The 26,287-nt window shown below is 59.6% G+C and carries 19 protein-coding genes, 3 tRNA genes and 1 riboswitch; of the genes, 20 read left to right on the forward strand and 2 right to left on the reverse strand.

All coding sequences use genetic code 11. From position 1 onward, the window contains the following. Positions 1–581: 581 nt before the first annotated feature. The 6 genes from AACY19_RS07895 (at position 582) to argR (ending at position 5,972) form a co-directional block, all read left to right on the forward strand. Positions 582–1,355: an ABC transporter substrate-binding protein gene (locus AACY19_RS07895; protein WP_129395125.1), complete on the forward strand. Its 774-nt coding sequence runs from the start codon at positions 582–584 to the stop codon at positions 1,353–1,355. A 90-nt stretch (positions 1,356–1,445) separates the two neighbouring features. Then, positions 1,446–2,135 carry an ABC transporter permease gene (locus tag AACY19_RS07900; RefSeq protein ID WP_158957656.1) on the forward strand — a complete coding sequence of 230 codons (690 nt, stop codon included), beginning with the start codon at positions 1,446–1,448 and terminating at the stop codon, positions 2,133–2,135. Beyond that, positions 2,132–2,830: an ABC transporter permease gene (locus AACY19_RS07905; RefSeq protein ID WP_123453435.1), complete on the forward strand. Its 699-nt coding sequence runs from the start codon at positions 2,132–2,134 to the stop codon at positions 2,828–2,830. The genes AACY19_RS07900 and AACY19_RS07905 overlap by 4 nt, the downstream gene beginning before the upstream one ends. Position 2,831: 1 nt before the next feature. Beyond that, positions 2,832–3,944, forward strand: coding sequence for a M14 family metallopeptidase (locus AACY19_RS07910; RefSeq protein ID WP_339449572.1), 1,113 nt, complete (start codon positions 2,832–2,834; stop codon positions 3,942–3,944). A gap of 27 nt (positions 3,945–3,971) precedes the next feature. Then, the gene (locus AACY19_RS07915) at positions 3,972–4,736 is read left to right on the forward strand and encodes an ABC transporter ATP-binding protein (protein WP_007912705.1); all 765 of its coding nucleotides are present in this window, start codon (positions 3,972–3,974) and stop codon (positions 4,734–4,736) included. 243 nt (positions 4,737–4,979) lie between these two features. Further along, entirely contained in the window at positions 4,980–5,972 is a 993-nt protein-coding gene (gene argR, locus AACY19_RS07920) for a transcriptional regulator ArgR (RefSeq protein ID WP_339449574.1), read from the forward strand. A 6-nt stretch (positions 5,973–5,978) separates the two neighbouring features. Here argR and AACY19_RS07925 read toward each other — a convergent pair whose 3' ends face one another. Then, a complete protein-coding gene (locus AACY19_RS07925; RefSeq protein WP_339449576.1) occupies positions 5,979–10,970 on the reverse strand; it encodes a dermonecrotic toxin domain-containing protein in 4,992 nt (1,663 codons plus the stop codon). Between the two features lie 307 nt (positions 10,971–11,277). Between AACY19_RS07925 and AACY19_RS07930 the strand changes: the two genes are divergently transcribed. The 7 genes from AACY19_RS07930 (at position 11,278) to astE (ending at position 19,132) form a co-directional block, all read left to right on the forward strand. Further along, positions 11,278–12,498, forward strand: coding sequence for an aspartate aminotransferase family protein (locus AACY19_RS07930; RefSeq protein ID WP_339449578.1), 1,221 nt, complete (start codon positions 11,278–11,280; stop codon positions 12,496–12,498). A gap of 215 nt (positions 12,499–12,713) precedes the next feature. Then, complete coding sequence (gene aruF, locus AACY19_RS07935; protein ID WP_339449580.1) at positions 12,714–13,733, forward strand: arginine/ornithine succinyltransferase subunit alpha; 1,020 nt, start codon at positions 12,714–12,716, stop codon at positions 13,731–13,733. A 51-nt stretch (positions 13,734–13,784) separates the two neighbouring features. Then, positions 13,785–14,813 (forward strand): arginine N-succinyltransferase, encoded by a 1,029-nt coding sequence (gene astA / locus AACY19_RS07940; protein ID WP_339449582.1) that lies wholly within the window; start codon positions 13,785–13,787, stop codon positions 14,811–14,813. Continuing rightward, positions 14,810–16,276 carry a succinylglutamate-semialdehyde dehydrogenase gene (gene astD / locus AACY19_RS07945; RefSeq protein WP_339449584.1) on the forward strand — a complete coding sequence of 489 codons (1,467 nt, stop codon included), beginning with the start codon at positions 14,810–14,812 and terminating at the stop codon, positions 16,274–16,276. Before astA ends, astD begins: the two co-directional genes overlap by 4 nt. A gap of 138 nt (positions 16,277–16,414) precedes the next feature. Further along, on the forward strand, positions 16,415–17,761 hold the full coding sequence (astB, locus tag AACY19_RS07950) for an N-succinylarginine dihydrolase (RefSeq protein ID WP_158957668.1): 1,347 nt from the start codon (positions 16,415–16,417) through the stop codon (positions 17,759–17,761). Between the two features lie 57 nt (positions 17,762–17,818). Beyond that, positions 17,819–18,109: a topoisomerase II gene (locus AACY19_RS07955; protein ID WP_339449588.1), complete on the forward strand. Its 291-nt coding sequence runs from the start codon at positions 17,819–17,821 to the stop codon at positions 18,107–18,109. Positions 18,110–18,121: 12 nt separating this feature from the next. After that, positions 18,122–19,132, forward strand: a complete 1,011-nt coding sequence (astE, locus tag AACY19_RS07960) for a succinylglutamate desuccinylase (protein ID WP_339449590.1) — start codon at positions 18,122–18,124, stop codon at positions 19,130–19,132. Between the two features lie 152 nt (positions 19,133–19,284). On the opposite strand, the gene AACY19_RS07965 is transcribed toward astE, so the two are convergent. After that, the gene (locus tag AACY19_RS07965; protein ID WP_339449592.1) at positions 19,285–19,794 is read right to left on the reverse strand and encodes a 6,7-dimethyl-8-ribityllumazine synthase; all 510 of its coding nucleotides are present in this window, start codon (positions 19,792–19,794) and stop codon (positions 19,285–19,287) included. Between the two features lie 101 nt (positions 19,795–19,895). Beyond that, positions 19,896–20,068: riboswitch (FMN riboswitch) on the reverse strand. A gap of 198 nt (positions 20,069–20,266) precedes the next feature. Between AACY19_RS07965 and ltaE the strand changes: the two genes are divergently transcribed. From ltaE to AACY19_RS08000, 7 genes are all read left to right on the forward strand, one after another. Further along, positions 20,267–21,271, forward strand: coding sequence for a low-specificity L-threonine aldolase (gene ltaE, locus AACY19_RS07970; protein ID WP_339449594.1), 1,005 nt, complete (start codon positions 20,267–20,269; stop codon positions 21,269–21,271). Between the two features lie 146 nt (positions 21,272–21,417). Then, positions 21,418–24,036 (forward strand): alanine--tRNA ligase, encoded by a 2,619-nt coding sequence (gene alaS, locus AACY19_RS07975; protein WP_339449596.1) that lies wholly within the window; start codon positions 21,418–21,420, stop codon positions 24,034–24,036. A 90-nt stretch (positions 24,037–24,126) separates the two neighbouring features. Beyond that, on the forward strand, positions 24,127–25,368 hold the full coding sequence (locus AACY19_RS07980; RefSeq protein ID WP_339449599.1) for an aspartate kinase: 1,242 nt from the start codon (positions 24,127–24,129) through the stop codon (positions 25,366–25,368). Between the two features lie 185 nt (positions 25,369–25,553). Continuing rightward, positions 25,554–25,742, forward strand: a complete 189-nt coding sequence (csrA, locus tag AACY19_RS07985) for a carbon storage regulator CsrA (RefSeq protein ID WP_002554426.1) — start codon at positions 25,554–25,556, stop codon at positions 25,740–25,742. Between the two features lie 62 nt (positions 25,743–25,804). After that, positions 25,805–25,895 (forward strand) — tRNA-Ser (locus AACY19_RS07990). Positions 25,896–26,003: 108 nt separating this feature from the next. After that, positions 26,004–26,080: transfer RNA gene (locus AACY19_RS07995), tRNA-Arg, on the forward strand. 71 nt (positions 26,081–26,151) lie between these two features. Further along, positions 26,152–26,228, forward strand: a tRNA-Arg gene (locus AACY19_RS08000). Positions 26,229–26,287 lie beyond the last annotated feature (59 nt).

The raw sequence follows: 26,287 nt of genomic DNA on the forward strand, positions 1-26,287 counted from the left end.
AAAACTGTGGGAGCGGGCTTGCTCGCGAAGGCAATTTGTCAGGCACCGATGTAGCCCACAGCCTGAAACCCATCTCCCCCCAACCAATAATTATCGATCTGCGCCGTCGGACCTTTCCCGCTGTTACCCGGCGCCTCCCACGTAACCGAATGTGTAACCGCCCGCGCCAAACCGGGGCAAAGGGAAACGCATCGCCCCGTTTTAGAGCCTCTAAACACCGAGTGAAAAATAAGACACCACGCTGCGCTTGCCGGATTAGAAGGGTTTGCGAATAATAGGCCCGCAATTTGCAGCATAGATCGGTTCCCTGTCTTTCGCTCTTGCATGAAATTGCGAGGCTGTCAATGTGCTCCAGTCGCTTTCTCTGTGCATCTGTAATTAGTTGTCGCATTGAAGAAATATCGGCTACGGGCCTGTCGTTAGAATGCCGATCACTCGCTCATCGTGGCTGATGTTGAAACCGCCAGCGGTTTCAATGGGAAATTTCCCACGGATGCAGCAACCGATTCCCGATTCACCCATTCGCATATTGGGCTGTTGCTCACTCTGCCGTTTTTGCCCTTTACCGATGGAGTCCCAAGATGAAGAAACTTGTGCTGCTTGGCGCCCTGGCACTGTCCGTGCTGTCGCTGAATGCCTTCGCTGATGAAAAGCCTCTGAAGATCGGTATCGAAGCGGCTTACCCTCCGTTCGCCTCGAAAGCACCGGATGGCAGCATCGTTGGTTTCGACTACGACATCGGCAACGCCCTGTGCGAACAGATGCAGGTCAAGTGTGTGTGGGTCGAGCAAGAGTTCGATGGTCTGATCCCGGCACTGAAGGTACGCAAGATCGACGCGATCCTGTCGTCCATGTCGATCACTGAAGACCGCAAGAAGTCCGTGGACTTCACCAACAAGTATTACAACACCCCGGCACGTCTGGTCATGAAGGCCGGCACTCAGGTCAGCGAAAACCTGAGCGAGCTGAAGGGCAAGAACATCGGCGTGCAACGCGGTTCGATCCACGAGCGTTTCGCCCGCGAAGTCCTGGCCCCGCTGGGTGCCGAAATCAAGCCATACGGTTCGCAAAACGAAATCTACCTCGACGTGGCTGCCGGTCGCCTCGACGGTACTGTGGCTGACGCCACCCTGCTGCAAGACGGCTTCCTGAACACTGACGCCGGCAAAGGTTTTGCGTTTGCAGGCCCGGCGTTCACCGACGTCAAATACTTCGGCGACGGCGTGGGCATCGCAGTGCGCAAGGGCGACGCTCTTAAAGACAAGATCAACACCGCCATCGCGGCTATCCGCGAAAACGGCAAATACAAGGCTATCCAGGACAAGTACTTCGCCTTCGATATCTACGGCAAGTAACGCGTCTCTGCGACAAGTCCGAAATGGCGCAAGCAACAGGATCTCTGCGGTTTGCGCCATTTTTTCATCCCAACTTTCGAGGACTGAATCATGTTGAAAGGCTACGGGGCTGTCATCCTCGATGGCGCATGGCTGACGCTTCAGCTCGCCTTGTCGTCCATGGCCCTGGCCATCGTTCTCGGGCTGATCGGTGTCGCGCTGCGCCTGTCGCCGGTGCGCTGGCTGGCCTGGCTGGGCGATCTGTATTCCACGGTCATCCGCGGGATTCCCGATCTGGTGCTGATCCTGCTGATCTTCTACGGCGGTCAGGACTTGCTCAACCGCGTCGCGCCGATGCTCGGCTATGACGATTACATCGACCTGAATCCGCTGGCCGCCGGTATCGGCACCCTCGGTTTCATCTTCGGTGCGTACCTGTCGGAAACCTTCCGTGGTGCGTTCATGGCGATCCCCAAAGGTCAGGCCGAAGCGGGCATGGCCTACGGCATGAGCAGTTTCCAGGTGTTCTTCCGGGTGATGGTGCCGCAGATGATTCGCCTGGCGATACCTGGCTTCACCAATAACTGGCTGGTACTGACCAAGGCCACCGCGCTGATTTCCGTGGTCGGTCTGCAAGACATGATGTTCAAGGCCAAGCAGGCGGCGGATGCCACTCGCGAGCCTTTCACCTTCTTCCTCGCAGTGGCGGCGATGTACCTGGTGATCACCAGTGTCTCGTTGCTGGCATTGCGTCAACTTGAGAAGCGCTACTCGGTAGGCGTAAGGGCGGCTGATCTATGATCTTCGACTACAACGTCATCTGGGAGGCCATGCCGCTGTACCTCGGCGGCCTGGTGACCACCCTCAAACTGCTCGCGCTGTCGCTGTTTTTCGGTCTGCTCGCGGCCCTGCCGCTGGGGCTGATGCGCGTCTCAAAGAACCCGGTCGTCAACGGCGCTGCGTGGCTGTACACCTACGTGATCCGTGGCACGCCGATGCTGGTGCAACTGTTCCTGATCTACTACGGTCTGGCGCAGTTCGAAGCGGTACGCGAAAGCTTCTTGTGGCCATGGCTGTCCAGCGCAACGTTCTGTGCGTGCCTGGCGTTTGCGGTCAACACCAGCGCCTACACCGCTGAAATCATCGCGGGCAGCCTCAAGGCCACGCCGAATGGCGAGATCGAGGCGGCCAAGGCCATGGGCATGTCGCGCTTCAAGCTGTACAAGCGCATCCTGCTGCCATCGGCCTTGCGCCGGGCGCTGCCGCAGTACAGCAACGAAGTGATCATGATGCTGCAGACCACCAGTCTGGCGTCCATCGTGACCCTGATCGACATCACCGGCGCGGCGCGTACCGTGAACGCGCAGTTCTATCTGCCGTTCGAGGCGTACATCACCGCTGGCGTGTTCTACCTGTGCCTGACGTTCATTCTGGTCAAGCTGTTCAAACTGGCTGAGCGTCGCTGGTTGAGCTACCTGGCCCCGCGGAAGCACTGATATGGAACGCATCGACCACGTATTGCCGTGGAGCCACCTGGGCAGCGAGCGCAAGATTTCCGTTTTCCGCTTCGGTCATGGCGAGCGCAAGGCCTACATTCAGGCCAGCCTGCACGCTGATGAATTGCCCGGCATGCGCACCGCCTGGGAGCTGAAAAAGCGCTTGGGCGAACTCGAAGCCAAAGGCTTGCTCAACGGTGTTATCGAACTGGTGCCGGTCGCTAACCCGTTGGGTCTCGGGCAATTGCTGCAAGGCAATCACCAGGGCCGTTTCGAGGTCGGCAGCGGCAAGAATTTCAACCGTGATTTCGTTGAACTGAGCGCGCCGGTTGCGGCCGCGCTGGCCGACAGTCTCGGTGATGATCCGCACGCCAATGTGCGCCTGATTCGTCAGGCGATGGCCGATCACCTGGCGGGGTTGCCGCAAGCGAGCAGCCAGTTGCAAGGCATGCAGCGGGTATTGCTCAGCCATGCCTGCACCGCCGATGTGGTGCTCGATCTGCATTGCGATGCCGAGGCCGCGCTGCACATGTACGCGCTGCCGCAGCACTGGCCGCAGTGGCGTTCGCTGGCGGCGCACCTGAATGTTCGCGTGGGCTTGCTCGCGGAAGATTCCGGTGGCAGCTCGTTCGATGAGGCGTGCTCGTTGCCCTGGTTACGTCTGTCGCGGCAGTTCCCCGATGCGCAAATTCCCTTGGCGTGTCTGGCAACGACGATTGAATTGGGCGGTCAGGCTGACACCGGTCGCACCGAAGCCGAGGCATATGCCGAAGGCATTCTCGCGTTCCTCGCCGAACAAGGCCTGATCACCGGCGAGTGGCCGAATCCGGCTCACGAAGCGTGCGAAGGCATGCCGTTCGAAGGCACCGAGTTGTTGCTCGCGCCCCATCCCGGCGTCGTGAGCTTTCTGCGCAAGCCCGGCGAATGGGTCGAGGCCGGTGACGAGATTTTTGAAGTGATTGATCCTGTGTCCGATCGGGTCAGCACGGTGTGTGCTGGTACCTCCGGGGTGCTGTTTGCCATTGAACGGCTGCGTTATGCCCAACCCGGTTTCTGGCTGGCCAAGGTGGCGGGGCGCGAAGCGCTGCGTCACGGGCGCTTGCTCAACGACTGACTGACTGTTTTTGTGAGAACCGACCGCATGTACAAACTTGAAGTCCAAGACCTGCATAAACGCTATGGCAGTCACGAAGTGCTCAAGGGTGTTTCCCTGAAAGCGGCAGCCGGCGATGTGATCAGCATCATCGGCTCCAGTGGCTCCGGCAAAAGTACTTTCCTGCGCTGCATCAACCTGCTCGAGCAGCCGCACGCGGGCAAGATTCTGCTCAACAACGAAGAGCTGAAACTGGTGGCGAACAAGGACGGCGCGCTGAAAGCCGCTGATCCGAAACAACTGCAACGTATGCGTTCGCGCCTGTCGATGGTGTTCCAGCATTTCAACCTGTGGTCGCACATGACTGCGATTGAAAACATCATGGAAGCACCGGTTCACGTGCTCGGCGTACCCAAATATGAAGCGCGCGAAAAGGCCGAGTACTACCTGAACAAGGTCGGCGTGGCGCATCGCAAAGACGCTTTCCCTGGGCACATGTCCGGTGGCGAGCAACAGCGTGTGGCGATTGCCCGTGCGCTGGCGATGGAACCGGAAGTGATGCTGTTCGACGAACCGACCTCGGCTCTCGACCCGGAACTGGTCGGTGACGTGCTGAAAGTCATGCAGGCGTTGGCTCAGGAAGGTCGCACCATGGTCGTGGTCACGCACGAAATGGGCTTCGCCCGTGAAGTGTCGAACCAGTTGGTGTTCCTGCACAAAGGTGTGGTTGAGGAAAGCGGCAACCCGCGCGAAGTGCTGGTCAATCCGCAATCGGAACGTTTGCAGCAATTCCTCTCGGGCAGCCTCAAGTAAACGCTGCCGTTATGCACCAGATTAGGTCATGCTTCGCGACCTGAAAGCCGACACCATTCCCTGTGGGAGCTGGCTTGCCAGCGATAGCGGTGAACCAGATTGCATATCTGGCACAGACATATCGCCATCGCTGGCAAGCCAGCTCCCACAATGGATCTCGGTTGGTTTCAAGATTTGTGTTCATTTACGGGCTAGCATTGGCCCATGCCTTCATCACTGTTCTTCGCTTCGGATTGCCCGCCCATGACTGCCCATCGAATTGGTTTCCTGATTTGGCCCAGCACTAAAGCGTTGACGCTGGCGCTGGCGGAGGAAGCCTTGCGTGTTGCTCAGCGTGTGCACCCGGACGTGGTTTACGAACTGTCGTTTTTGCAGGCGGAAGCCGTGGCAGGCGTTGCGGCCGAAGGCGCCTGGCAATTGCCCGGCGAGGCATGGACCGGCAAGCTCGAGAACTTCCAGAAACTGTTCCTGCTCGCTGACGAGCCACCGACCACATTGGCGCCGGCACTCAGCAGTGCGCTCAAGCAATTGGTGCGTGCCGGTTGTGTGATCGGCGGTCTGTCGGCCGGTGTCTATCCGTTGGCGCAACTCGGTTTGCTCGATGGCTATCGCGCGGCGGTGCACTGGCGCTGGCAGGACGATTTCGCCGAGCGTTTCCCGAAGGTCATTGCTACCAGCCATCTGTTCGATTGGGATCGCGATCGCCTGACCGCGTGTGGCGGCATGTCGGTGCTCGATCTGTTGCTGGCGGTATTGGCGCGCGATCACGGTGCGGAACTGGCCGGTGCTGTCTCCGAAGAACTGGTGGTCGAACGCATTCGCGAGGGCGGTGAACGTCAGCGCATTCCGTTGCAGAACCGTCTCGGCTCCAGTCATCCGAAGCTCACCCAAGCGGTGTTGCTGATGGAAGCCAACATCGAAGAGCCGCTGACCACCGACGAAATCGCCCAGCACGTGTGCGTGTCCCGCCGGCAGTTGGAACGAATCTTCAAGCAATACCTCAACCGCGTGCCGAGCCAGTACTACCTGGAGTTGCGCCTGAACAAGGCACGGCAGATGTTGATGCAAACCAGCAAGTCGATCATCCAGATCGGCCTGTCCTGTGGCTTCTCCTCAGGGCCGCATTTCTCCAGCGCCTACCGCAACTTCTTCGGCGCCACGCCGCGGGAAGATCGCAACCAGCGGCGCAGCAGCAGTCCCTTCGAATTGTCTTCGGTACCCCCCGAGCGCGGCTGACCGGGATCACTCGTCAGGGCCGGAATCTCCCGACGACGAGACTTCCAGTTCGGCCTGCTCGATCACTGCATCGATGCCAAAATCGACACTGGTCAGACTGAAATAGCGGATCAGGATTTGCAGGCTCGCAGGCGAAAAGGGATTGCCTTGCAGGTCGATGTTTTCGCTGAATTCCCGTGGCCATTCGAGAATGTCGTGGGGCACATCGACGATTTCGTTGTTGCTCAAGTCGACCATCTGCAGGTGGTCAAGTTGCCGCAGCCCGGGAGGCAGTTCGCTGATGCCGGTGTTGTTGAGCAATAGCGTGCCAAGCTGCGGCATCTGGCTGACATCCGGGGCGTGCGTCAGCGGGTTGTTACTCAGGTCGATGAATTCCAGTTGACTCATCTGTGCCAGTTCCAGTGCGCTGACCGGGGTGAGGGTGATCGAGCAGTCGGCGAGGTTCAGTGACTTCAATCGACCCATGGTAAAAATGGCGTTTGGCAAATCCTCCAGGTTGAACTCATGCAGGGTCAGCGCCTTGAGGTTGGGGAAGCTCTCAAGAAACCGCGCCATGCCAAGGGTGCGGCCGTGTCCGCTTTGCAGAAACATCAGCGATACGTGCCTGAAGTCGGCCTTCAAGACCGGCAGCTCGCCGGTCACCAGGGTGTCCAGGTTCAGCTGATAACCCGAGAGCATCAAGTCGTTCAGATTGTCCGACTCGACCTCCCGGCGCCAGCAACGCAATAACTGCTCCCTGAATTCGTCGCGGGTCGAGTGCTCGATCAGCAGTTGACGTGCCGTAAAGGGTTGCTGGGTGCGCGGGTGAACTGCCGGTACGTCGGAGGTCCAGGCTGACAGATCATTTTCGAGGGTCGATAGCTCGGTCTCCAGGCGCGTCAGCTCTTGTCTTCCTTGCGCCATGTCTCCGGGCAAACGGTAAACGAAATGGCTGGCGTCTTCGCGATCCATCAGCGGATACAGCGACTGTACCCGGTGGATGTCGCTATCGGGGGCGAAGACACCAAAGTCATTGCGCGTGCGGGAATAGTGTTCTTTGATGCGCTCGAGCTCAGCGCTGTCCAGCGGGTTGTTCCCCAGGTCGATTCCATCCTGGACCGCAATCGGCAAGTCGAACAGCTCGGCGGGCAAATGGCTGATGGCGTTGCTATTGAGCAGGGCCGTGTGCAGGTACGGACGGCTCGACAGCCCGTCGGGAAGGCTGGAAATGCCTGTGCTTGAAAGGTCGATGTAGTTCAGGTCCGGCATGCCTTCGACACTGGGCGTCAGGCCTAGAGGATTTTTATAAAGATCCAGCGTGTTCAGTTGGCTGAGGCTACCCAGCAGTGCGTTGCTCTGCGGAGTGAGGGTGATGGCGCAGTCGGCGAGGGTCAGCTCGTTGAGCTGCGAGCACTGCGCGAGATTGTCCGGCAGCCGTCCCAGATTGAAGTTGCGCAAAACCATGCGTTGCAAGCCGGTGAAGCTGCGCAGGAACTCGTGCATGCCGCGCGTTGCTTGATGCCCTTGGAGGCTGAGCTGACTGATGCTGGCAAGGTTGATGTCGAGCACCGGCATGTCGCCAATGATCGGCTGGATAAAACGAAAGTCGACGAAATACTCCTCCAGGTCGGGCAACGTTTCCTGCATTCGCCAGGCATTCAGAAGGTCGTGCATGAGGCGCAGGCGGATGGCGTGCTGGACAACAGTCTGCTCGTGGCTCAGGTAGATTCCGCTCTCCGGGAATTGTTGCGGAATCGCATCGCTCCAGGCACTCAAGGTGCTGCGCAGTTGCGCGTGTTGATTGATCATCCGTGTCAGCTCCGTCCTTGGGCCGGAAGGATGAAGCTGCAATCGGCTCACGAACGCTTCGAGCCTGCCGGGTGACAGGTGCGGGAATAACGACTGGGCTCGTTCCGACAGGGACGGAGTTAGCCGCGGCGCTTGCTGATAGCCGTCGGTGCCGCCGAGCAGACGCATCACCGTGGGGTCATAGGCGGGTTTGTACTTCGGATGCTGTGCCAGTAGCGAGCGCAAGGCATCACGGTCCAGGGCATGGTCATTGATCAATTGTCTGAGTTTTTCACCTTCGCCTATCTGCACATTCATGGCTGCACGCTCGCTGTCTGGCATCGCCCGCAGCAGGCAATCGTAAAACGCTTCGCCGCCACTGAGTTCGGCGCCGGAATCGTCGAAGGCCTGATGGTCTCCCTCGGCACGCAGAATGATGACCTTGCGTGCCGGCGCGCTGGTCGCGCCGACACTGTCGATCAATGGGCCGTCGGGAGAGTAGCGGCGCACTTCAATGCGCAGTTGCCCCGACCAACCGGGCAAGTGCTCCAGTGTGTGCAGTGCCAGCATGTGCGTGTCGGCATTGTCGCTACTGGATTTCAGTTCAAGGCCTTCATGGGCGCGCGCCATGCGTACCTGCAATCCGGCTTCCCAGGCCTGTTCGGTCAGGCGCGGTGATAGCTTGCCGCGTTCGAGTTGTTGGCGTTCGCTGTCTGTCGCGCCGTCGAGCAGGGCCTCTGCCACGACGCGAGGCAATGAGTCGGCATCCATGATCTTTTGCGTCAGTGAGTCAGCACCCAGTTCCAGTCGACGATAGCGCTGGTCGAACAGGTGCTGCCGCCGGCTGTTTGCCAGTTGCGCCAACGTCTGCCTCAGGCGACGGGCTCGAGCCTCCGGGTGCAGGGCAGGGGAGCCGAACGGTTCGCCCATCAAGGCCTTGGCCTCGCTTTCCGGCAACTTCAGCAACAGGGATTTCAACAGGTCACCGGCGTCGAGCTTTGTCACATCCAGTTGGAGAATGGGAAGTTCGCGAGTGCTGCTTTGCCAAAGTATTGCGCCTTGTTTGTCACTCAGGCGCAGGCCTCTGCCCTTGGGCCAGTGACGGCTTTCCTGCAGCAGTTCGAGTTGCATCAGGGGGTCGGCTTGCAGATAGACGTCGGGGCGCTCGCTGTTCATCTGGTCGATGAAGGTCTGAATGTCTTCGTCAATGTTAAAGCGCTTGAGCGTGTCGGCGAACAATGGCGGCAAGGGTTCCTGGTTGACGTGGGCTTTGCGTAGCGCGTTGTCATCGCAGTTGCTGATCTTCAGCAGTCGGTCCCGTTGAGCCGGGAGCAGGCGCTGGCTGTCCGACCCGCTGCGGCGCAGCAAAGTGGCCTGATCCCATGTCAGCGGTTGATCGAGCTCGGTTTTCCAGGCGCCGGCATTGTTGTGTTGCAGGCGTGGCTGATAGGCCTCGGCGCGGCTCGGGTGTTCGATGCGGTATTGACCGGTGCGGCTGTCCTGAGTGACGGCGTAGCGTTTGTCCTCCAGCGCTAGCAGGGTTTTGCCCTGATGCTGATGCAGCCCGAGTGTGTCGGGTTTTGACCGGATTGGCAGACCGTCTGGCTGTTCATAAGGTGTGAGGTCGGGCAGCCAGTAACGCGAGTCACCGTTGGGGCGCTTCACTGCGTTGAAGCGTTCAAGGAATTGGCTGCAGGCTTTTGGCAGTTGTGCGCGCAACTCGCTGATGACAAGGGTTCCGCCAATAGCAAAAGTACCCAGTTGCACGGCCGATTCAACCACCGTCATGAGGTGTCCGATGGCTTCCCGGCCCTGGCCTTCAGCCCAGTCGATGACGCCTTCAAAGGTGTCGTCGAGCAATTGGTAGGCGGTGTACGCCAGCATCAGCTCTCCCAGCAACGGTACGAAGGGCAGCGCGATGAACGCGGCGATATTCAGCAGGGTTGAGGCTATTGACTTGAAGGAATCCCAGACCGCCCAGCGGGCTTTTTGATCGACGGCGGCTGTGGAGACCGCAAGAAGCCTGGCGTCGTTGAGGATCTTGTCGAGTTTGCGCTGGTAGAGGTGGGTTTTCAGCTCACCTCGAATCGCTGTGGCATTGATGCGCAGGCTCGCGCGCGGATTGCTCTGTTCCCGCCAGGATGGGCGCGGATCGCCCGTTTGCCGGGGGTGCCATGTCACGGGCGCGAGTTGCTGGTTCAACTGGGTAAAAAACGGTCCTCGGTCGGCAAGGTCGATGAAACGACTGAAAAACCTTTGGTAATCCGGCTCGCGCAAGCGTTGGGTGAGTTCCTCGGCGAACGCGGCGGACGAGGGGTATTCCTTGATTGGGTGTGCCGGGTCATCAGGCAGGTAGGCGACGACCTTGCGCACATCCCTTGTGTCTTCCAGGTCCTGGGTGAACAGCATGGCGCCAGTGAGGCGGGCATCGAGAACGGTCAGGTCATGGCCGAGAACGCCGGCGGGAACCTGGTTGTCGAGCAGGGCGAGAATCTGTCGATGGCTGTCGCTGCTGAGCAGTTCCTGCATCTGTGCCATGTGCAGGGCGGCGGTCAGCGTGGCTTTCTGGCTGTCGTGGGCTTTTGCTCGAAGAAGCGCCGCAGCCACAGGGTTGCTGATGCCCAGGTTGTCTTCCAGGTACTCCCGGTACTGCCGGCCGATGTCCAGCTCGCGGCATAGCTGCGTAAACGCCGTGATGGGCATCTTGTCCGCAATGGACGCCAGCTCACTGAAATGGCCGCTGGCGTTCGGCGGCGTGATGTAGCACGAGGCTGACTCGAACGCATCTGGTTGGGTTTCCGATGTTTCGAAGTTGTGCAGTGCAGCATCCAGTAGCGATACGGTCCAGGTTCGCGCAGCGCCCAGATGAGCCGGGATGTAGAGGCGCAGCCAGGTGTCGCGAACGTCAATTTGCAGCCCGAAGCGGGTCTTGAGCGCGCTGTCGAGCAAGGTGCTGGCAAAGTCGCCGGGATTTTGCAGGCGGGCGAGCGCTTCATCCAGTCGATTTTGACGGGTCGCATGGTGGGCAATGAGCGACTTCATCTGCGCGTGCTGGTGCGCCGTTGCGCGCTTGAGCGATGCCGGCAATTGCGCCGTGCTGAGGCTCAGTGCCGAGCGCCGGTCGGGCGTGGCCTGGCGTAACCACGCTGGAACGGTGTTGATCAGCGGCTGGTAGTGAGCGTCTGGCTTGCTGGCGTCAAAATCGCCGGGTTCGGTTGATTCGGTGTGCATTCTGGGGTTGCCGTCGGATTGGAAAGTCTCCTAGGAGAACCCGGGAAAATCGACAGCGTGCGGTACATATGTACCGCACATGAAAAATCCCTTTGAGTTACAAAGTCGCAAGTCTGCCGCAATCCCTTGCCGCCAGTTAAACTGCGCCTTTGCGACGCTATATGTCGCATTGCCGTAAACCCGGGAAAATCCGGGGTTTGCGCTATAAGAAGTTGTCGCTTGGCGACAAGGCCGGGCTGAAAACTGTCCTTACAATCCCCCCATCGCTCGCCAGTTTCAGGCGGGTGGCCCTCATCAGGAGACTCCGATGTCCGTTGAGCACGCTGCGGTACAACGCGCCGATTTCGACCAGGTAATGGTTCCAAACTACGCGCCTGCCGCTTTCATTCCGGTGCGTGGTGCCGGTTCCCGCGTCTGGGATCAGGCCGGCCGCGAGCTGATCGACTTCGCCGGCGGCATCGCCGTCAACGTATTGGGCCATGCGCACCCGGCGCTGGTCGGCGCCTTGACCGAGCAAGCCAACAAGCTCTGGCACGTATCGAACGTGTTCACAAACGAACCGGCGCTGCGCCTGGCGCACAAGCTGATCGACGCCACGTTCGCCGAGCGCGTGTTCTTCTGCAACTCCGGCGCCGAAGCCAACGAGGCCGCGTTCAAGCTGGCCCGTCGTGTGGCGTTCGACCGTTTCGGCACCGAGAAGTACGAAATCATCGCCGCGCTGAACAGCTTCCACGGTCGTACCCTGTTCACCGTCAACGTCGGTGGCCAGTCGAAGTACTCCGACGGTTTCGGCCCGAAGATCACCGGCATCACCCACGTGCCCTACAACGACCTGGCCGCGCTGAAAGCGGTCGTTTCCGACAAGACCTGTGCGGTCGTGCTGGAACCGATCCAGGGCGAAGGCGGCGTGCTGCCGGCCGAACTGGCTTATCTGCAAGGTGCCCGTGAACTGTGTGACGCGAACAACGCGCTGCTGGTGTTCGATGAAGTGCAGACCGGCATGGGCCGCAGCGGCAAGCTGTTCGCCTACCAGCATTACGGCGTGACCCCGGACATCCTGACCAGCGCGAAGAGCCTGGGCGGCGGTTTCCCGATTGCGGCGATGCTGACCACCGAAGCGCTGGCCAAACATCTGGTCGTCGGCACTCATGGCACCACTTACGGCGGTAACCCGCTGGCGTGCGCGGTTGCTGAAGCGGTGATCGACGTGATCAACACCCCTGAAGTGTTGAATGGCGTGAATGCCAAGCACGACAAGTTCAAGGCGCGCCTTGAGCAGATCGGCGAGAAATACGGCTTGTTCACTCAGGTACGTGGCCTCGGTCTGCTGATCGGTTGCGTGCTGAGCGAGGCCTGGAAAGGCAAGGCCAAAGACATCTTCAACGCCGCTGAAAAAGAAGGCCTGATGATTCTGCAAGCCGGCCCGGACGTGATTCGTTTCGCCCCGAGTCTGGTGGTGGAAGACGCCGATATCGATGCGGGTCTTGATCGCTTCGAACGCGCCGCTGCAGCACTGACGCAAGCCTGATAGACCCTTCGGCGCCTGGAGCTTTTCAGGCGTCGATCAACATTTTGATGCCGGGCTGGATCAAATGTGGGAGCAGGCTTGCTCGCGAAAGCGGAGGGTCAGACAGCGAAAATGTTGACTGACCCACCGCTTTCGCGAGCAAGCCCGCTCCCACACTGGTCTCTATGTAGGCCCGGTTTTTTTCTGTGAACTGATAAGAGAAAAGGAGTGACACCATGCTGGTGATGCGCCCCGCGCAAATGGCTGATCTGGGCGAGGTACAGCGTCTGGCTGCGGACAGCCCGATTGGTGTCACTTCCTTGCCGGATGACGTGGAACGTCTGAGCGACAAGATCGCCGCGAGTGAGGCCTCGTTTGCCGCCGAAGTGAGCTTCAACGGTGAGGAGAGCTACTTCTTCGTCCTGGAAGACTCCGTTACCGGCAAACTGGTCGGTTGCTCGGCCATTGTCGCTTCGGCCGGCTACTCGGAACCGTTCTACAGCTTCCGTAACGAGACCTTCGTCCACGCCTCCCGCGAGTTGAAGATCCACAACAAGATCCACGTGCTCTCGCAGTGCCACGACCTGACCGGCAACAGTTTGCTGACCAGCTTCTACGTGCAGCGCGAGCTGGTGGGTTCGCCGTGGGCCGAACTCAATTCCCGTGGCCGCTTGCTGTTCGTTGCCAGCCACCCGGAGCGTTTCGCCGATTCGGTGGTGACCGAGATCGTCGGTTATAGCGACGAGAACGGCGACTCGCCATTCTGGGACGCGATCGGTCGCAATTTCTTCGACCTCAACTACGCCGAGGCCGAGCGTCTGTGTGGTCTGAAAAGCCGCACCTTCCTCGCCGAACTGATGCCGCATTACCCGATCTACGTGCCGCTGCTGCCGGATTCCGCCCAAGAGGCGATGGGCCAGGTGCATCCGCGTGCCCAGATCACCTTCGACATCCTGATGCGCGAAGGCTTCGAGACGGATCACTACATCGACATTTTCGACGGTGGCCCGACCCTGCATGCGCGGGTTTCCGGCATTCGTTCGATTGCCCAGAGCCGCGTGGTGCCAGTGAAACTCGGTGAGCCGGTCAAGGGCGCCGGACGCCAGTATCTGGTCGCCAACGCGCAGTTGCAGGATTACCGCGCGGTGTTGCTGGAACTGGATTACGCGCCGGGCAAGCCGGTGACCCTGGATCTGGAAGCCGCCGAAGCCCTGGGCGTCGGTGAAGGTGCCAGCGTGCGCCTGGTGGCGGTTTAACGCCTTAGCGAGTTTCACGGGTGGCGAAAGCGGCCCGTTTGAGGAGATAGCATGATTGTTCGTCCTGTACGCAGCAGCGATTTATCCGCGCTGATCGACCTGGCACGCAGCACCGGGACCGGCCTGACCACATTGCCGGCCAACGAAGAGCGCCTGACCCATCGGGTCGGCTGGGCCGAGAAGACCTTTCGCGGTGAAGCCGGTCGTGGCGATGCGGACTACCTGTTCGTGCTCGAAGACGACGACGGTCGCGTGGTGGGTATTTCCGCCATTGCCGGCGCGGTCGGTATGCGTGAGCCCTGGTACAACTTCCGTGTCGGCCTGACCGTCAGCGCTTCGCAAGAGCTGAACATCTACCGCGAGATTCCGACGCTGTTTCTGGCCAACGACCTGACCGGCAATTCCGAGTTGTGCTCGTTGTTCCTGCATGCCGATTACCGCAGCGGTCTGAACGGTCGCATGCTGTCCAAGGCGCGGATGCTGTTCATCGCTGAATTCCCTGAGCTGTTCGGCAACAAGATCATTGCCGAGATGCGCGGTGTGTCGGATGACGCTGGCCGCTCGCCGTTCTGGGAAAGCCTCGGTCGGCACTTCTTCAAGATGGAGTTCAGCCAGGCCGATTACCTGACGGGTGTCGGCAACAAGGCATTCATTGCCGAACTGATGCCAAAATTCCCGCTGTACACCTGCTTTCTGTCCGAGGGCGCACGCAGTGTGATCGGTCAGGTTCACCCGGACACCGAGCCGGCGCTGGCGATGCTCAAGGGTGAAGGCTTCAGCTATCAGGGTTACGTCGACATCTTCGACGCCGGCCCCGCCATCGAATGCGAAACCAGCAAGATTCGCGCAGTCCGCGACAGCGAAGCGCTGGTGCTGGCCGTGGGCACGCCGGGCGATGACGCCACGCCGTTCATCATCCACAACCGCAAGCGCGAAGACTGCCGCATCACTGCTGCACCGGCGCGTCTCGCTGCAGGCACCTTGGTGGTCGATCCGCTGACGGCCAAACGTCTTCAACTCAACGCCGGCGATCAAGTGCGTGCCGTCGCGTTGTCCGCTGCACGGGAGTCGAAACAATGAATTCGCTATACATCGCAGGTGAATGGCTGGCCGGTCAGGGCGAAGCCTTTCAATCGCTGAACCCGGTGAGCCAGCAAGTACTGTGGTCGGGAGAGGGCGCCACTGTCGCTCAGGTTGAATCGGCTGTGCAGGCAGCGCGTCAGGCATTCCCGGGCTGGGCACGTCGCTCCCTGGAAGAACGCATCAGTGTGCTTGAGGCTTTCGCCGCCGCGCTTAAAAACCACGCCGACGAACTCGCCCGCACCATCGGCGAAGAGACCGGTAAACCGTTGTGGGAGGCCGCGACCGAAGTGACCAGCATGGTCAACAAGATCGCGATCTCGGTGCAGAGCTACCGTGAACGTACCGGCGAGAAGAGCGGCCCGCTTGGCGATGCCACCGCCGTGTTGCGCCACAAGCCACACGGCGTGGTTGCGGTGTTCGGTCCATACAATTTCCCCGGCCACTTGCCGAACGGTCATATCGTGCCGGCATTGCTGGCGGGTAACAGCGTGCTGTTCAAGCCAAGCGAACTGACCCCTAAAGTCGCTGAACTGACGGTCAAGTGCTGGATCGAAGCAGGCCTGCCGGCTGGCGTGTTGAACCTGCTGCAAGGCGCTCGCGAAACCGGCATCGCGCTGGCGGCGAACCCGGGCATCGACGGTCTGTTCTTCACCGGTTCGAGTCGTACCGGCAATCACTTGCACCAGCAATTCGCCGGGCGCCCGGACAAGATCCTCGCGCTGGAAATGGGCGGCAACAACCCGCTGGTGGTCGATCAGGTCGCCGATCTCGATGCGGCGGTGTACACGATCATTCAGTCGGCGTTCATCTCTGCCGGTCAGCGCTGCACCTGCGCGCGTCGTCTGCTGGTGCCGCAAGGCGCATGGGGCGACAGCCTGCTCAAGCGTCTGGTCGAAGTCAGCGCGACTATCGAGGTCGGCGCATTCGATCAGCAACCGGCGCCGTTCATGGGGTCGGTGATTTCCCTCGGCGCGGCAAAAGCGCTGATGGATGCTCAGGAGCATCTGCTGGCCAGCGGCGCGGTGTCGTTGCTGGCAATGACTCAGCCGCAGGCACAGGCCGCGTTGCTGACACCGGGCATTCTCGATGTCACCGCCGTGGCCGAGCGTCCGGACGAAGAGTTGTTCGGCCCGTTGCTGCAGGTGATTCGCTACGCTGATTTCGAAGCGGCGATCATGGAGGCGAACGACACCGCTTTTGGTTTGGCCGCAGGTTTGCTGTCGGATTCCGAGGCGCGTTATCAGCAGTTCTGGCTGGAAAGCCGCGCCGGCATCGTCAACTGGAACAAACAGCTGACCGGTGCTGCGAGCAGCGCGCCGTTCGGTGGTGTCGGTGCCTCGGGTAACCATCGCGCCAGCGCCTATTACGCGGCGGACTACTGCGCGTACCCGGTGGCGTCGCTGGAAACACCAAGCCTGGTGTTGCCTGCGGCCCTGACGCCTGGCGTGAAAATGGTGTGATGCCCATTCGCGAACAGGCTCGCTCCCACATTGGAATGCATCTCCCTGTGGGAGCGAGCCGGCTCGCGAAGGCCGCGCCTCGGTCTAAAAGAACAGTTACTGAAGCCTATAACAACAGATTCTCGTGGAGCCTCGCTGATGAAATCCTATGAAGTCAATTTTGACGGTCTAGTGGGGCCGACCCATAACTACGGTGGTCTGTCCTACGGCAACGTTGCCTCCCAGAGCAACAGCCAGCAATCTTCGAATCCGAAGGAAGCGGCGCTGCAAGGTCTGGCGAAGATGAAAGCGCTGATGGAAATGGGCTTTCAGCAGGGCGTACTCGCACCGCAGGAACGTCCGGACGTGGCCGCTCTGCGCCGCCTGGGTTTCAGTGGCACCGACGCTCAGGTCATCGAGCGCGCCGCCAAGGAAGCCATGCCGCTGTTGGTTGCCAGTTGCTCGGCGTCGAGCATGTGGGTGGCCAACGCTGCCACGGTCAGCCCGAGTGCCGACACCGCAGATGGCCGCGTGCACTTCACTGCCGCCAACCTCAACTGCAAATACCATCGCAGTATCGAGCACCCGACCACCAGCCGCGTGCTCGGCGCGATGTTCGCCAATCAGCAGCACTTCGCCCATCACGCTGCTCTGCCGGCAGTGGCGCAGTTCGGCGACGAGGGTGCGGCCAACCACACGCGTTTCTGCCGTGAGTACGGCGAGGCCGGCGTCGAGTTTTTCGTGTTCGGTCGCAGCGCGTTCGACAACCGTTTCCCGGCACCGCAGAAATACCCGGCGCGCCAGACCCTCGAAGCTTCGCAAGCGGTTGCCCGCCTGCACGGTCTGCGTGATGAAGGCGTGGTCTACGCCCAGCAGAACCCCAACGTGATCGATCAGGGCGTGTTCCACAACGACGTGATCGCCGTGGGCAATGGCGAGGTGTTGTTCTATCACGAGGACGCATTCCTCGACACCGAATCGATGCTGGCCGAGTTGCAAGGCAAACTGGCCAAAGTCGGCGGCAACTTCCAGTCCGTGTGTGTGCCGCGTTCGGCCGTCACTGTGGATGACGCGGTGCGTTCCTATCTCTTCAACAGCCAGTTGCTGTCGCGTCCTGACGGCTCGATGCTGCTGATCGTGCCGCAGGAGTGCCAGGCCAATGAGCGCGTCTGGGCTTATCTGCAAAGCCTGACCAGCTCCGGCGGCCTGATTCGCGAAGTAAAAGTCTTCGATCTCAAGCAAAGCATGCAGAACGGTGGCGGCCCGGCGTGCCTGCGACTGCGCGTCGCGCTCAACGAAACCGAACTGGCGGCGGTCAATCCAGGGGTTATCATGACGCCACCTTTGTACGGTTCGTTGACCGCATGGGTTGAAAAGCACTACCGCGACCGCCTGAGCGAAACCGATCTGGCGGACCCGCAGTTGCTGCTTGAATGCCGGACGGCACTGGATGAACTGACGCAAATCCTTAAACTGGGCGCGGTTTATCCATTCCAGATCAATTGATGGCCGGCGCGTCGCTTGAACGCGGCGCGCGGCTTGTCTCCCCAAGAGAGTAAAAACATGAGCGATTCCCTGCAGCTGATCCTTGAAGACTCCGATGGCACGAAACTGCAAAAGTCGTGCACCCGCTTCGCGGTCATGTGGCAAGGCAAAGAGCTGTGGATTCAGCAGGACGGCCGTGGCCAACTGCTGATCGGCGTGGACGTGGAAGAAGGTGATGCCGAGTACGCGAGCCTGCTGCTGCGCCCATTCGCGACTAATCTGGTAAGTCTGCAACTGGAAATGGAACCGGCTGACGTCGGCGACGATGAAGACCACGTGCACGGCCCGGATTGCAATCACGACCACTAAGGAAATCGCTCTATGCTCGCCCTCGGCAAACTGCTTGAACTGACCCTCGCCGGCCGCGAACCGGCGGAGAAGACTCAACTGACTGTCGAAGGCGTGCGCATGCGCTGGTTGAGCGAAGGTGCGCTGGAAGTCCGGCCGCCGGAAGCGCGCGACAATGGCCTGGACCTGCTGCTGTCGGCAGGCATCCACGGCAACGAAACCGCGCCGATCGAGTTGCTTGATCGGCTGCTGCACGACATCGCTCGCGGCGATCTGAAGCCGCGCGCGCGCATTCTGTTCCTGTTCGGCAACCCCGAGGCGATTCGCAAAGGCGAGCGTTTCGTCGAGCAGGACGTCAATCGGCTGTTCAATGGCCGTCATGAACAAAGCAGTGGTTCGGAAGCGTTGCGGGCCTGTGAACTGGAGCGACTGGCGGCCAGTTTTTTCAGTAAACCGGATCGCCAGCGACTGCATTACGACCTGCACACGGCGATCCGTGGCTCGAAGATCGAACAGTTCGCGCTGTATCCGTGGAAAGAAGGTCGCCAGCATTCCCGTGTCGAGTTGGCGCGTCTGCGCGCTGCCGGCATGGAGGCGGTGCTGTTGCAGAACAAGCCGTCCATCGTGTTCAGCTCGTATACCTACGACAAGCTCGGTGCCGAGGCTTTCACGCTGGAACTGGGCAAGGCGCGTCCATTCGGGCAAAACGACGGGGTCAACGTCTCGCTGCTGGAAACCCGTCTGCAGCAGATCATCGAAGGCACTGAGCCGCAGATGGCTGAAGCGCAACTGGATGGTCTGCAGTTGTTCAGCGTTGCGCGGGAAATCATCAAGCACAGCGATGCATTCCGCCTGAACCTGCCGCAGGACATCGAAAACTTTTCAGAGTTGGAGATGGGGTATGTGCTGGCTGAAGACCTGGCCAATACGCGCTGGATCATTGAGGAAGAGGGTGCGCGGATCATTTTCCCCAATCCCAAGGTCAGGAACGGTTTGCGCGCGGGCATCCTGATCGTCCCGACCACCGACGAAAATCTCGCCTGATAGCGATCTTTAAACCGGCACAAAAACCATGTGGGAGCGAGCCTGCTCGCGAAAGCGTTCTATCCGTCAACGCATCGTCGACGGGTAGTCCATCTTCGCGAGCAGGCTCGCTCCCACATTTGATTTGAGTGAGGTCAAAACCTCACTCAACGTTACACGGCTACAGCGCGCGGTTCGGTGCGGCGCAATGCACGAACCTTCTGCAGTGTATCCGCGCAAGTCCGCGCCGCTTCCTGACCCTTGTGCACAAAGTGCTCGAAGAAGAACTTCTGATGTTCTTCGCCTGCATGGAAGTGATGCGGGGTGAGGGATACCGAGAACACCGGCACTTCAGTTTCCAGTTGCACTTGCATCAGGCCGCTGACCACCGACTGGGCCACGAACTCGTGACGGTAGATGCCGCCGTCGACGACCAGTGCGGCCGCGACGATGCCGGCATAACGCCCGGTCTTGGCCAGCAACTTGGCGTGCAGGGGCATTTCAAAGGCGCCGCCGACTTCGAAGATATCGATGTCCGATTCCTGATACCCGAGGGCAATCATTTCGGCGACGAAGCCTTTACGGCTCTGGTCGACGATTTCCTTGTGCCAGCAGGCCTGGATGAACGCGACGCGCTCGCCATGAGGGTGTTTGCTTTTGCTGTCGATAGCGGTGGGTTGCATGTTCTGACTCCTGTTTGTGTGAAAAACAGGGCGTTATGAATCGAAAGGGATTCAAGGGTGCGCGCGAGCACAGAAGTGCGCAGGCGGCCCTTTGGCGTTAATCCCGTTCTCTCTTCATCCGGACTATGACCGTCGGCCCCGGAATCACACCGGGTCTGCTGACCTTGCCGCCGTGCACTGCCTGAAGCCGTGTCCGCCGCCAAGCGCTCGCGGGCTATGCGCGTTGCGCGCAATTACCGCCGGTGGGGAATTGCACCCCGCCCTGAGAACGTTTTTGCCGCCCTTTCTCGGGCGGCGCAGCGTTTTTAACACAGATTGTGGCTCTGTGCATTGCGCCTTTCTGATGATTGCCATCGAATTTTCTGGCGTTGGAAAACGAAAATTCCTTGCGCAAGGGTTGATTAATTCGCGCCATGACCGCAGTAATTCCACTTCGTAAAGGGATTTCCCCTGCTGACTTGAGGCCAGATTCATGAGCGTTATCGATCTTCGTAGCGACACCGTCACCCAACCGACTTCCGCCATGCTCGATGCGATGACCGCAGCGGCCACCGGTGACGACGTTTACGGAGAAGATCCGACGGTCATACGCCTTGAAGCCGAACTGGCCAAACGTCTGGGCTTCGCCGCCGCATTGTTCGTGCCGACCGGCACCATGAGCAACCTGCTGGGGTTGATGGCGCATTGCGAGCGTGGCGACGAATACATTGTCGGCCAGCAGGCGCACACTTATAAGTACGAGGGCGGTGGCGCGGCGGTGCTCGGTTCGATCCAGCCGCAGCCGCTGGAAGTGCAGGCCGACGGTTCGCTGGACCTGGAACAGGTCGCGGCGGCCATCAAGCCGGATGACTTCCATTTCGCTCGCACTCGCTTGCTGACGCTGGAAAACACCATGCAAGGGAAAGTGTTGCCGCTGGAGTATCTGGCCCGCGCCCGCCGATTTACCCAGGACAACGGCTTGCAACTGCACCTCGACGGCGCGCGGCTGTATAACGCAGCGGTCAGGCTCGGCGTGGATGCCCGTGAAATCACCCAGTATTTCGATTCGGTGTCGGTGTGCCTGTCCAAAGGTCTCGGTGCGCCGGTGGGGTCGGTGTTGTGTGGTTCCGAGCAACTGATCGGCAAAGCGCGACGTTTGCGCAAGATGGTCGGCGGCGGCATGCGTCAGGCCGGCTTGCTGGCGGCGGCGGGGCTGTATGCCCTGGATCACAACGTCGAGCGTCTGGCGGACGACCACGCCAATGCACAGTTGCTGGCCGATGGTCTGCGTGAAGCAGGTTTCATCGTCGAACCGGTGCAAACCAACATGGTTTATGTGCAAATGGGCGATAAAGCCGAAGCGCTCAAGGCGTTCGCCGGCGAACGCGGGATCAAGTTGAGCGCCGCCGCACGTTTGCGCATGGTCACGCATATGGACGTCAGTCGCTCGCAAATCGAGCAAGTGATCGCGACATTCGTCGAGTTTTCGCGCAAGTGATAGCGTTAGCCGTCCAATTGACCGTTTCTATCGTATAAACACGCTGTACCCCGCGCGCAGGGCCGATATAATGCGGCCCTTTGCCGTCGCTTCGTCTGTTGACGTTTCGAACAGGCCTTTGGCCGCAGCCTCCGTGGAAGAACCTAATGAAAAGCGCAGAAATCCGTGAAGCCTTCCTTCGCTTCTTCGAAGAGCAAGGCCACACCCGTGTAGCCTCCAGCTCTTTGATTCCGGGCAACGACCCAACCCTGCTGTTCACTAACGCGGGGATGAACCAGTTCAAGGATTGCTTCCTGGGCCAGGAAAAACGTGCGTACACCCGTGCGACCAGCAGCCAGAAATGCGTGCGTGCCGGTGGCAAGAACAGCGACCTGGAAAACGTCGGTTATACCGCTCGTCACCACACGTTCTTCGAAATGCTCGGCAACTTCAGCTTCGGTGACTATTTCAAGCACGACGCGATTACCTTTGCCTGGACCTTCCTGACCGGCGTTCTGAAACTGCCGAAGGAAAAACTCTGGGTCACTGTCTACGCCTCCGACGACGAAGCGTATGACATCTGGACCAAACAAATCGGTGTGCCGGTCGAGCGCATGATCCGCATCGGCGACAACAAGGGCGCGCCATACGCCTCCGATAACTTCTGGACCATGGGCGATACCGGCCCGTGCGGCCCTTGCACCGAGATTTTCTACGATCACGGCGACCACATCTGGGGTGGCCCACCAGGCTCGCCGGAAGAAGACGGCGACCGTTACATCGAGATCTGGAACAACGTGTTCATGCAGTTCAACCGCACCGCCGATGGCGTGTTGCATCCGTTGCCAGCGCCGTCGGTCGACACCGGCATGGGCCTGGAGCGGATCAGTGCGGTGATGCAACACGTCAATTCCAACTACGACATCGACCTGTTCAAGAACCTGCTGAAGGCCTCGGCTGAAGCCATCGGTTGCGAAAACGGCGACCAGTCGTCGCTGAAAGTGGTGTCCGACCACATCCGTTCGTGCGGTTTCCTGATCGCTGACGGCGTGCTGCCGTCCAACGAAGGTCGCGGTTACGTATTGCGCCGGATCATTCGTCGCGCCTGCCGTCACGGCAACAAACTGGGCGCCACCGGCAGCTTCTTCTACAAGATCGTTGCGGCACTGGTTGCCGAGATGGGCGAAGCGTTCCCGGAACTGAAGAAGCAGCAGAGCAACATCGAGCGCGTGCTCAAGGCTGAAGAAGAGCAGTTCTCCAAGACGCTGGAGCACGGCCTGAAAATCCTCGAACAGGATCTGCTGGAACTCAAAGGCACCGTGGTGCCAGGCGACGTGGTGTTCAAACTCTACGACACCTACGGTTTCCCGATGGACCTGACCGCCGACATCGCGCGCGAGCGCAGCCTGACCGTCGACGAAGCCGGTTTCGAGCGTGAGATGGAAGCCCAGCGTGTTCGTGCGCGTTCGGCCAGCTCGTTCGGTCTGGACTACAACACGCTGGTCAAGGTTGACGTGGCCACCGAGTTCACCGGTTACAAAGACACCAGCGGTTCGGCAAAAATCGTCGCTATCTATAAAGATGGCCAGTCGGTCGACGTCTTGAATGAAGGCGAAGAGGCGGTGATCGTTCTGAATCAGACGCCGTTCTACGCTGAATCCGGGGGCCAGATCGGCGATTGCGGTTATCTGCAGGCCGGCAGCAGCCGTTTCGACGTGCGCGACACGACCAAGACCGGCGGCGCGTTCCTGCACCACGGTGTGCTGGATTCGGGCAGCCTTACTATCGGTGCGCCGGTGCAAACGCATGTTGATGCCGAAGTGCGTCACGCCACTTCACTGAACCACTCGGCCACGCACTTGCTGCACGCTGCACTGCGTCAGGTACTGGGCGAGCACGTTCAGCAGAAAGGTTCGTTGGTGGACAGCCAGCGTCTGCGCTTCGACTTCAGCCACTTTGAAGCGATCAAGCCTGAGCAGATCAAGGCGCTGGAAGACATCGTCAACGCCGAAATCCGCAAGAATTCCGCTGTTGAAACCGAAGAAACCGACATCGAAACCGCCAGGAACAAAGGCGCCATGGCGCTGTTCGGCGAGAAGTACGGCGACAACGTGCGTGTGCTCAGCATGGGCGGTGATTTCTCCGTCGAGCTGTGCGGCGGTATCCACGCCAACCGTACCGGCGACATCGGTCTGCTGAAAATCATCAGCGAAGGCGGTGTGGCTTCGGGCGTGCGTCGTATCGAAGCGGTCACCGGTGCTGCGGCGCTGGCGTACCTGAATGCTGCAGAAGAACAACTCAAGGAAGCGGCCAGCCTGGTCAAGGGCAGCCGCGACAACCTGATCGACAAGCTGTCGGCTGTGCTGGAGCGCAACCGCCAACTGGAGAAGCAACTCGAGCAGTTGCAGGCCAAGGCTGCCAGCGCTGCGGGCGACGATCTGTCGTCCTCGGCAGTGGACGTCAAGGACGTGAAGGTTCTGGCCGCACGTCTGGATGGTCAGGACGCCAAAGCCTTGCTGGCGCTGGTCGATCAGCTGAAAAACAAACTCGGCCGCGCAGTGATCCTGCTCGGCAGTGTCCATGAGGAAAAGGTCGTACTGGTTGCAGGCGTAACCAAGGACCTGACTGGCCAACTCAAAGCCGGTGATTTGATGAAACAGGCTGCTGCGGCAGTGGGCGGGAAGGGCGGTGGTCGTCCGGACATGGCGCAGGGCGGCGGTGTCGATGCCGGCGCGCTGGATGGCGCACTGGCACTGACCGTGCCATTCGTCGAGCAGGGTTTATAAGGCAGTCCTTCCGGTCTGCAGTCTAGTGGCGGGCCGGGCAGCTGTTCGAGTGATTATTGGGCGCCCTTCATGGGCAGAGGCGGCTTTGAAATGGCTTTGATCGTACAGAAATTTGGAGGCACCTCGGTCGGTACTGTCGAGAGAATCGAGCAGGTCGCCGACAAGGTTAAGAAATTCCGCGATGCCGGCGATGACCTGGTGGTTGTGCTGTCTGCAATGAGCGGCGAAACCAACCGTCTGATCGATCTGGCCAAGCAAATCAGTGGCGACACGCAACCGGTTCCGCGTGAACTGGACGTGATTGTCTCCACCGGTGAGCAGGTGACGATTGCCCTGCTGGCGATGGCGCTGATCAAGCGCGGTGTGCCGGCAGTGTCGTACACCGGTAATCAGGTGCGGATACTGACGGACAGCGCGCACAACAAAGCGCGTATCTTGCAGATTGATGACCAGAAGATCCGTGGGGATCTGAAAGCAGGTCGCGTAGTTGTCGTCGCCGGTTTCCAGGGCGTAGACGAGCACGGCAACATTACTACGCTCGGTCGCGGCGGTTCCGACACGACCGGTGTGGCTCTGGCTGCTGCGTTGAAGGCTGACGAGTGCCAGATCTACACCGACGTTGATGGTGTCTACACCACTGACCCGCGTGTGGTGTCGGTCGCTCAGCGCCTGGACAAGATTACCTTTGAAGAGATGCTGGAAATGGCCAGCCTCGGTTCCAAGGTGTTGCAGATCCGTGCGGTGGAATTCGCCGGCAAGTACAACGTTCCGCTGCGCGTACTGCACAGCTTCAAGGAGGGTCCGGGCACCCTCATTACTATCGATGAAGAGGAAACCATGGAACAGCCGATCATTTCCGGCATCGCTTTCAATCGCGATGAAGCCAAGCTGACCATCCGTGGCGTGCCAGACACCCCGGGTGTGGCGTTCAAGATTCTCGGCCCGATCAGTGCCGCGAACATCGAAGTCGACATGATCGTGCAGAACGTTGCGCACGATAACACCACCGACTTCACCTTCACCGTACACCGCAACGACTACCAGGCCGCACAGACCGTGCTGGAAAACACCGCTCGCGAGATCGGTGCCCGTGAAGTGGTTGGCGACACCAAGATTGCCAAGGTGTCGATTGTTGGCGTCGGCATGCGCTCCCACGCAGGTGTGGCCAGTCGTATGTTCGAATCCCTGGCAAAGGAAAGCATCAACATCCAGATGATCTCGACGTCGGAAATCAAGGTTTCCGTTGTGATTGAAGAGAAGTACCTGGAACTGGCCGTGCGCGCCCTGCACACGGCTTTCGAACTGGATGCTCCGATCCGTCAAGGCGAGTAATTCCATTTCTTGAAGGGCGCGGTCTGACCGCGCCCTTTATTTTTGAATGGCGCGAGCCCCTGAACTGTTCTTTTGCTCGTGCTGGTCAATACTCAGGCATGTAGGGCTACGATCGCTCCGGTTGTAGGTCGGGTGCCTTTTTTTTGCAGACTGTTGTCCCTGAAGAATTCCGTGAGGAGAAAGGTATGCTGATTCTGACTCGTCGGTGCGCAGAAAGCCTGATTATCGGTGATGGCGAAATCACCGTGACCGTGCTCGGCGTTAAAGGAAACCAAGTGCGTATCGGCGTCAACGCACCGAAAGAGGTTGCCGTGCACCGTGAGGAAATTTACCTGCGTATAAAGAAAGAGAAGGACGAAGAACCAAGCCATTAATTTTTATCGATTTTTATGTTTGCAAACGGGGAAAAGGTTGGTTAAGATACGCCCCGTGTTGCGGAGAGCTGGCCGAGTGGCCGAAGGCGCTCCCCTGCTAAGGGAGTACACCTCAAAAGGGTGTCGGGGGTTCGAATCCCCCGTTCTCCGCCATTATTTGCTTAGTACGTTGTAATCTGGCTTTTTCTGTAAGTTGTTGAAATTAATAGAAAAAGTGGTTGGAATAGAGATTAGACGGGCTATAATGCGGCGCAACAAAATGCACTCGTAGCTCAGCTGGATAGAGTACTCGGCTACGAACCGAGCGGTCACAGGTTCGAATCCTGTCGAGTGCACCATTTAAGAGTCAGTTACAGCGATGTAAATGACTTCGCTTCAACCAGTTGTGAGCTGGTCTAAAAACACAAATGCACTCGTAGCTCAGCTGGATAGAGTACTCGGCTACGAACCGAGCGGTCACAGGTTCGAATCCTGTCGAGTGCACCATTTAAGAGTCAGTTGCAGCAATGTAAATGACTTGGTTTCAGCCAGTTGTGGTCTGGTCT

Origin of the sequence: Pseudomonas sp. EA_5y_Pfl2_R50 (genome assembly GCF_963970475.1) — a bacterium.
Taxonomy (GTDB): Bacteria; Pseudomonadota; Gammaproteobacteria; order Pseudomonadales; family Pseudomonadaceae; genus Aquipseudomonas.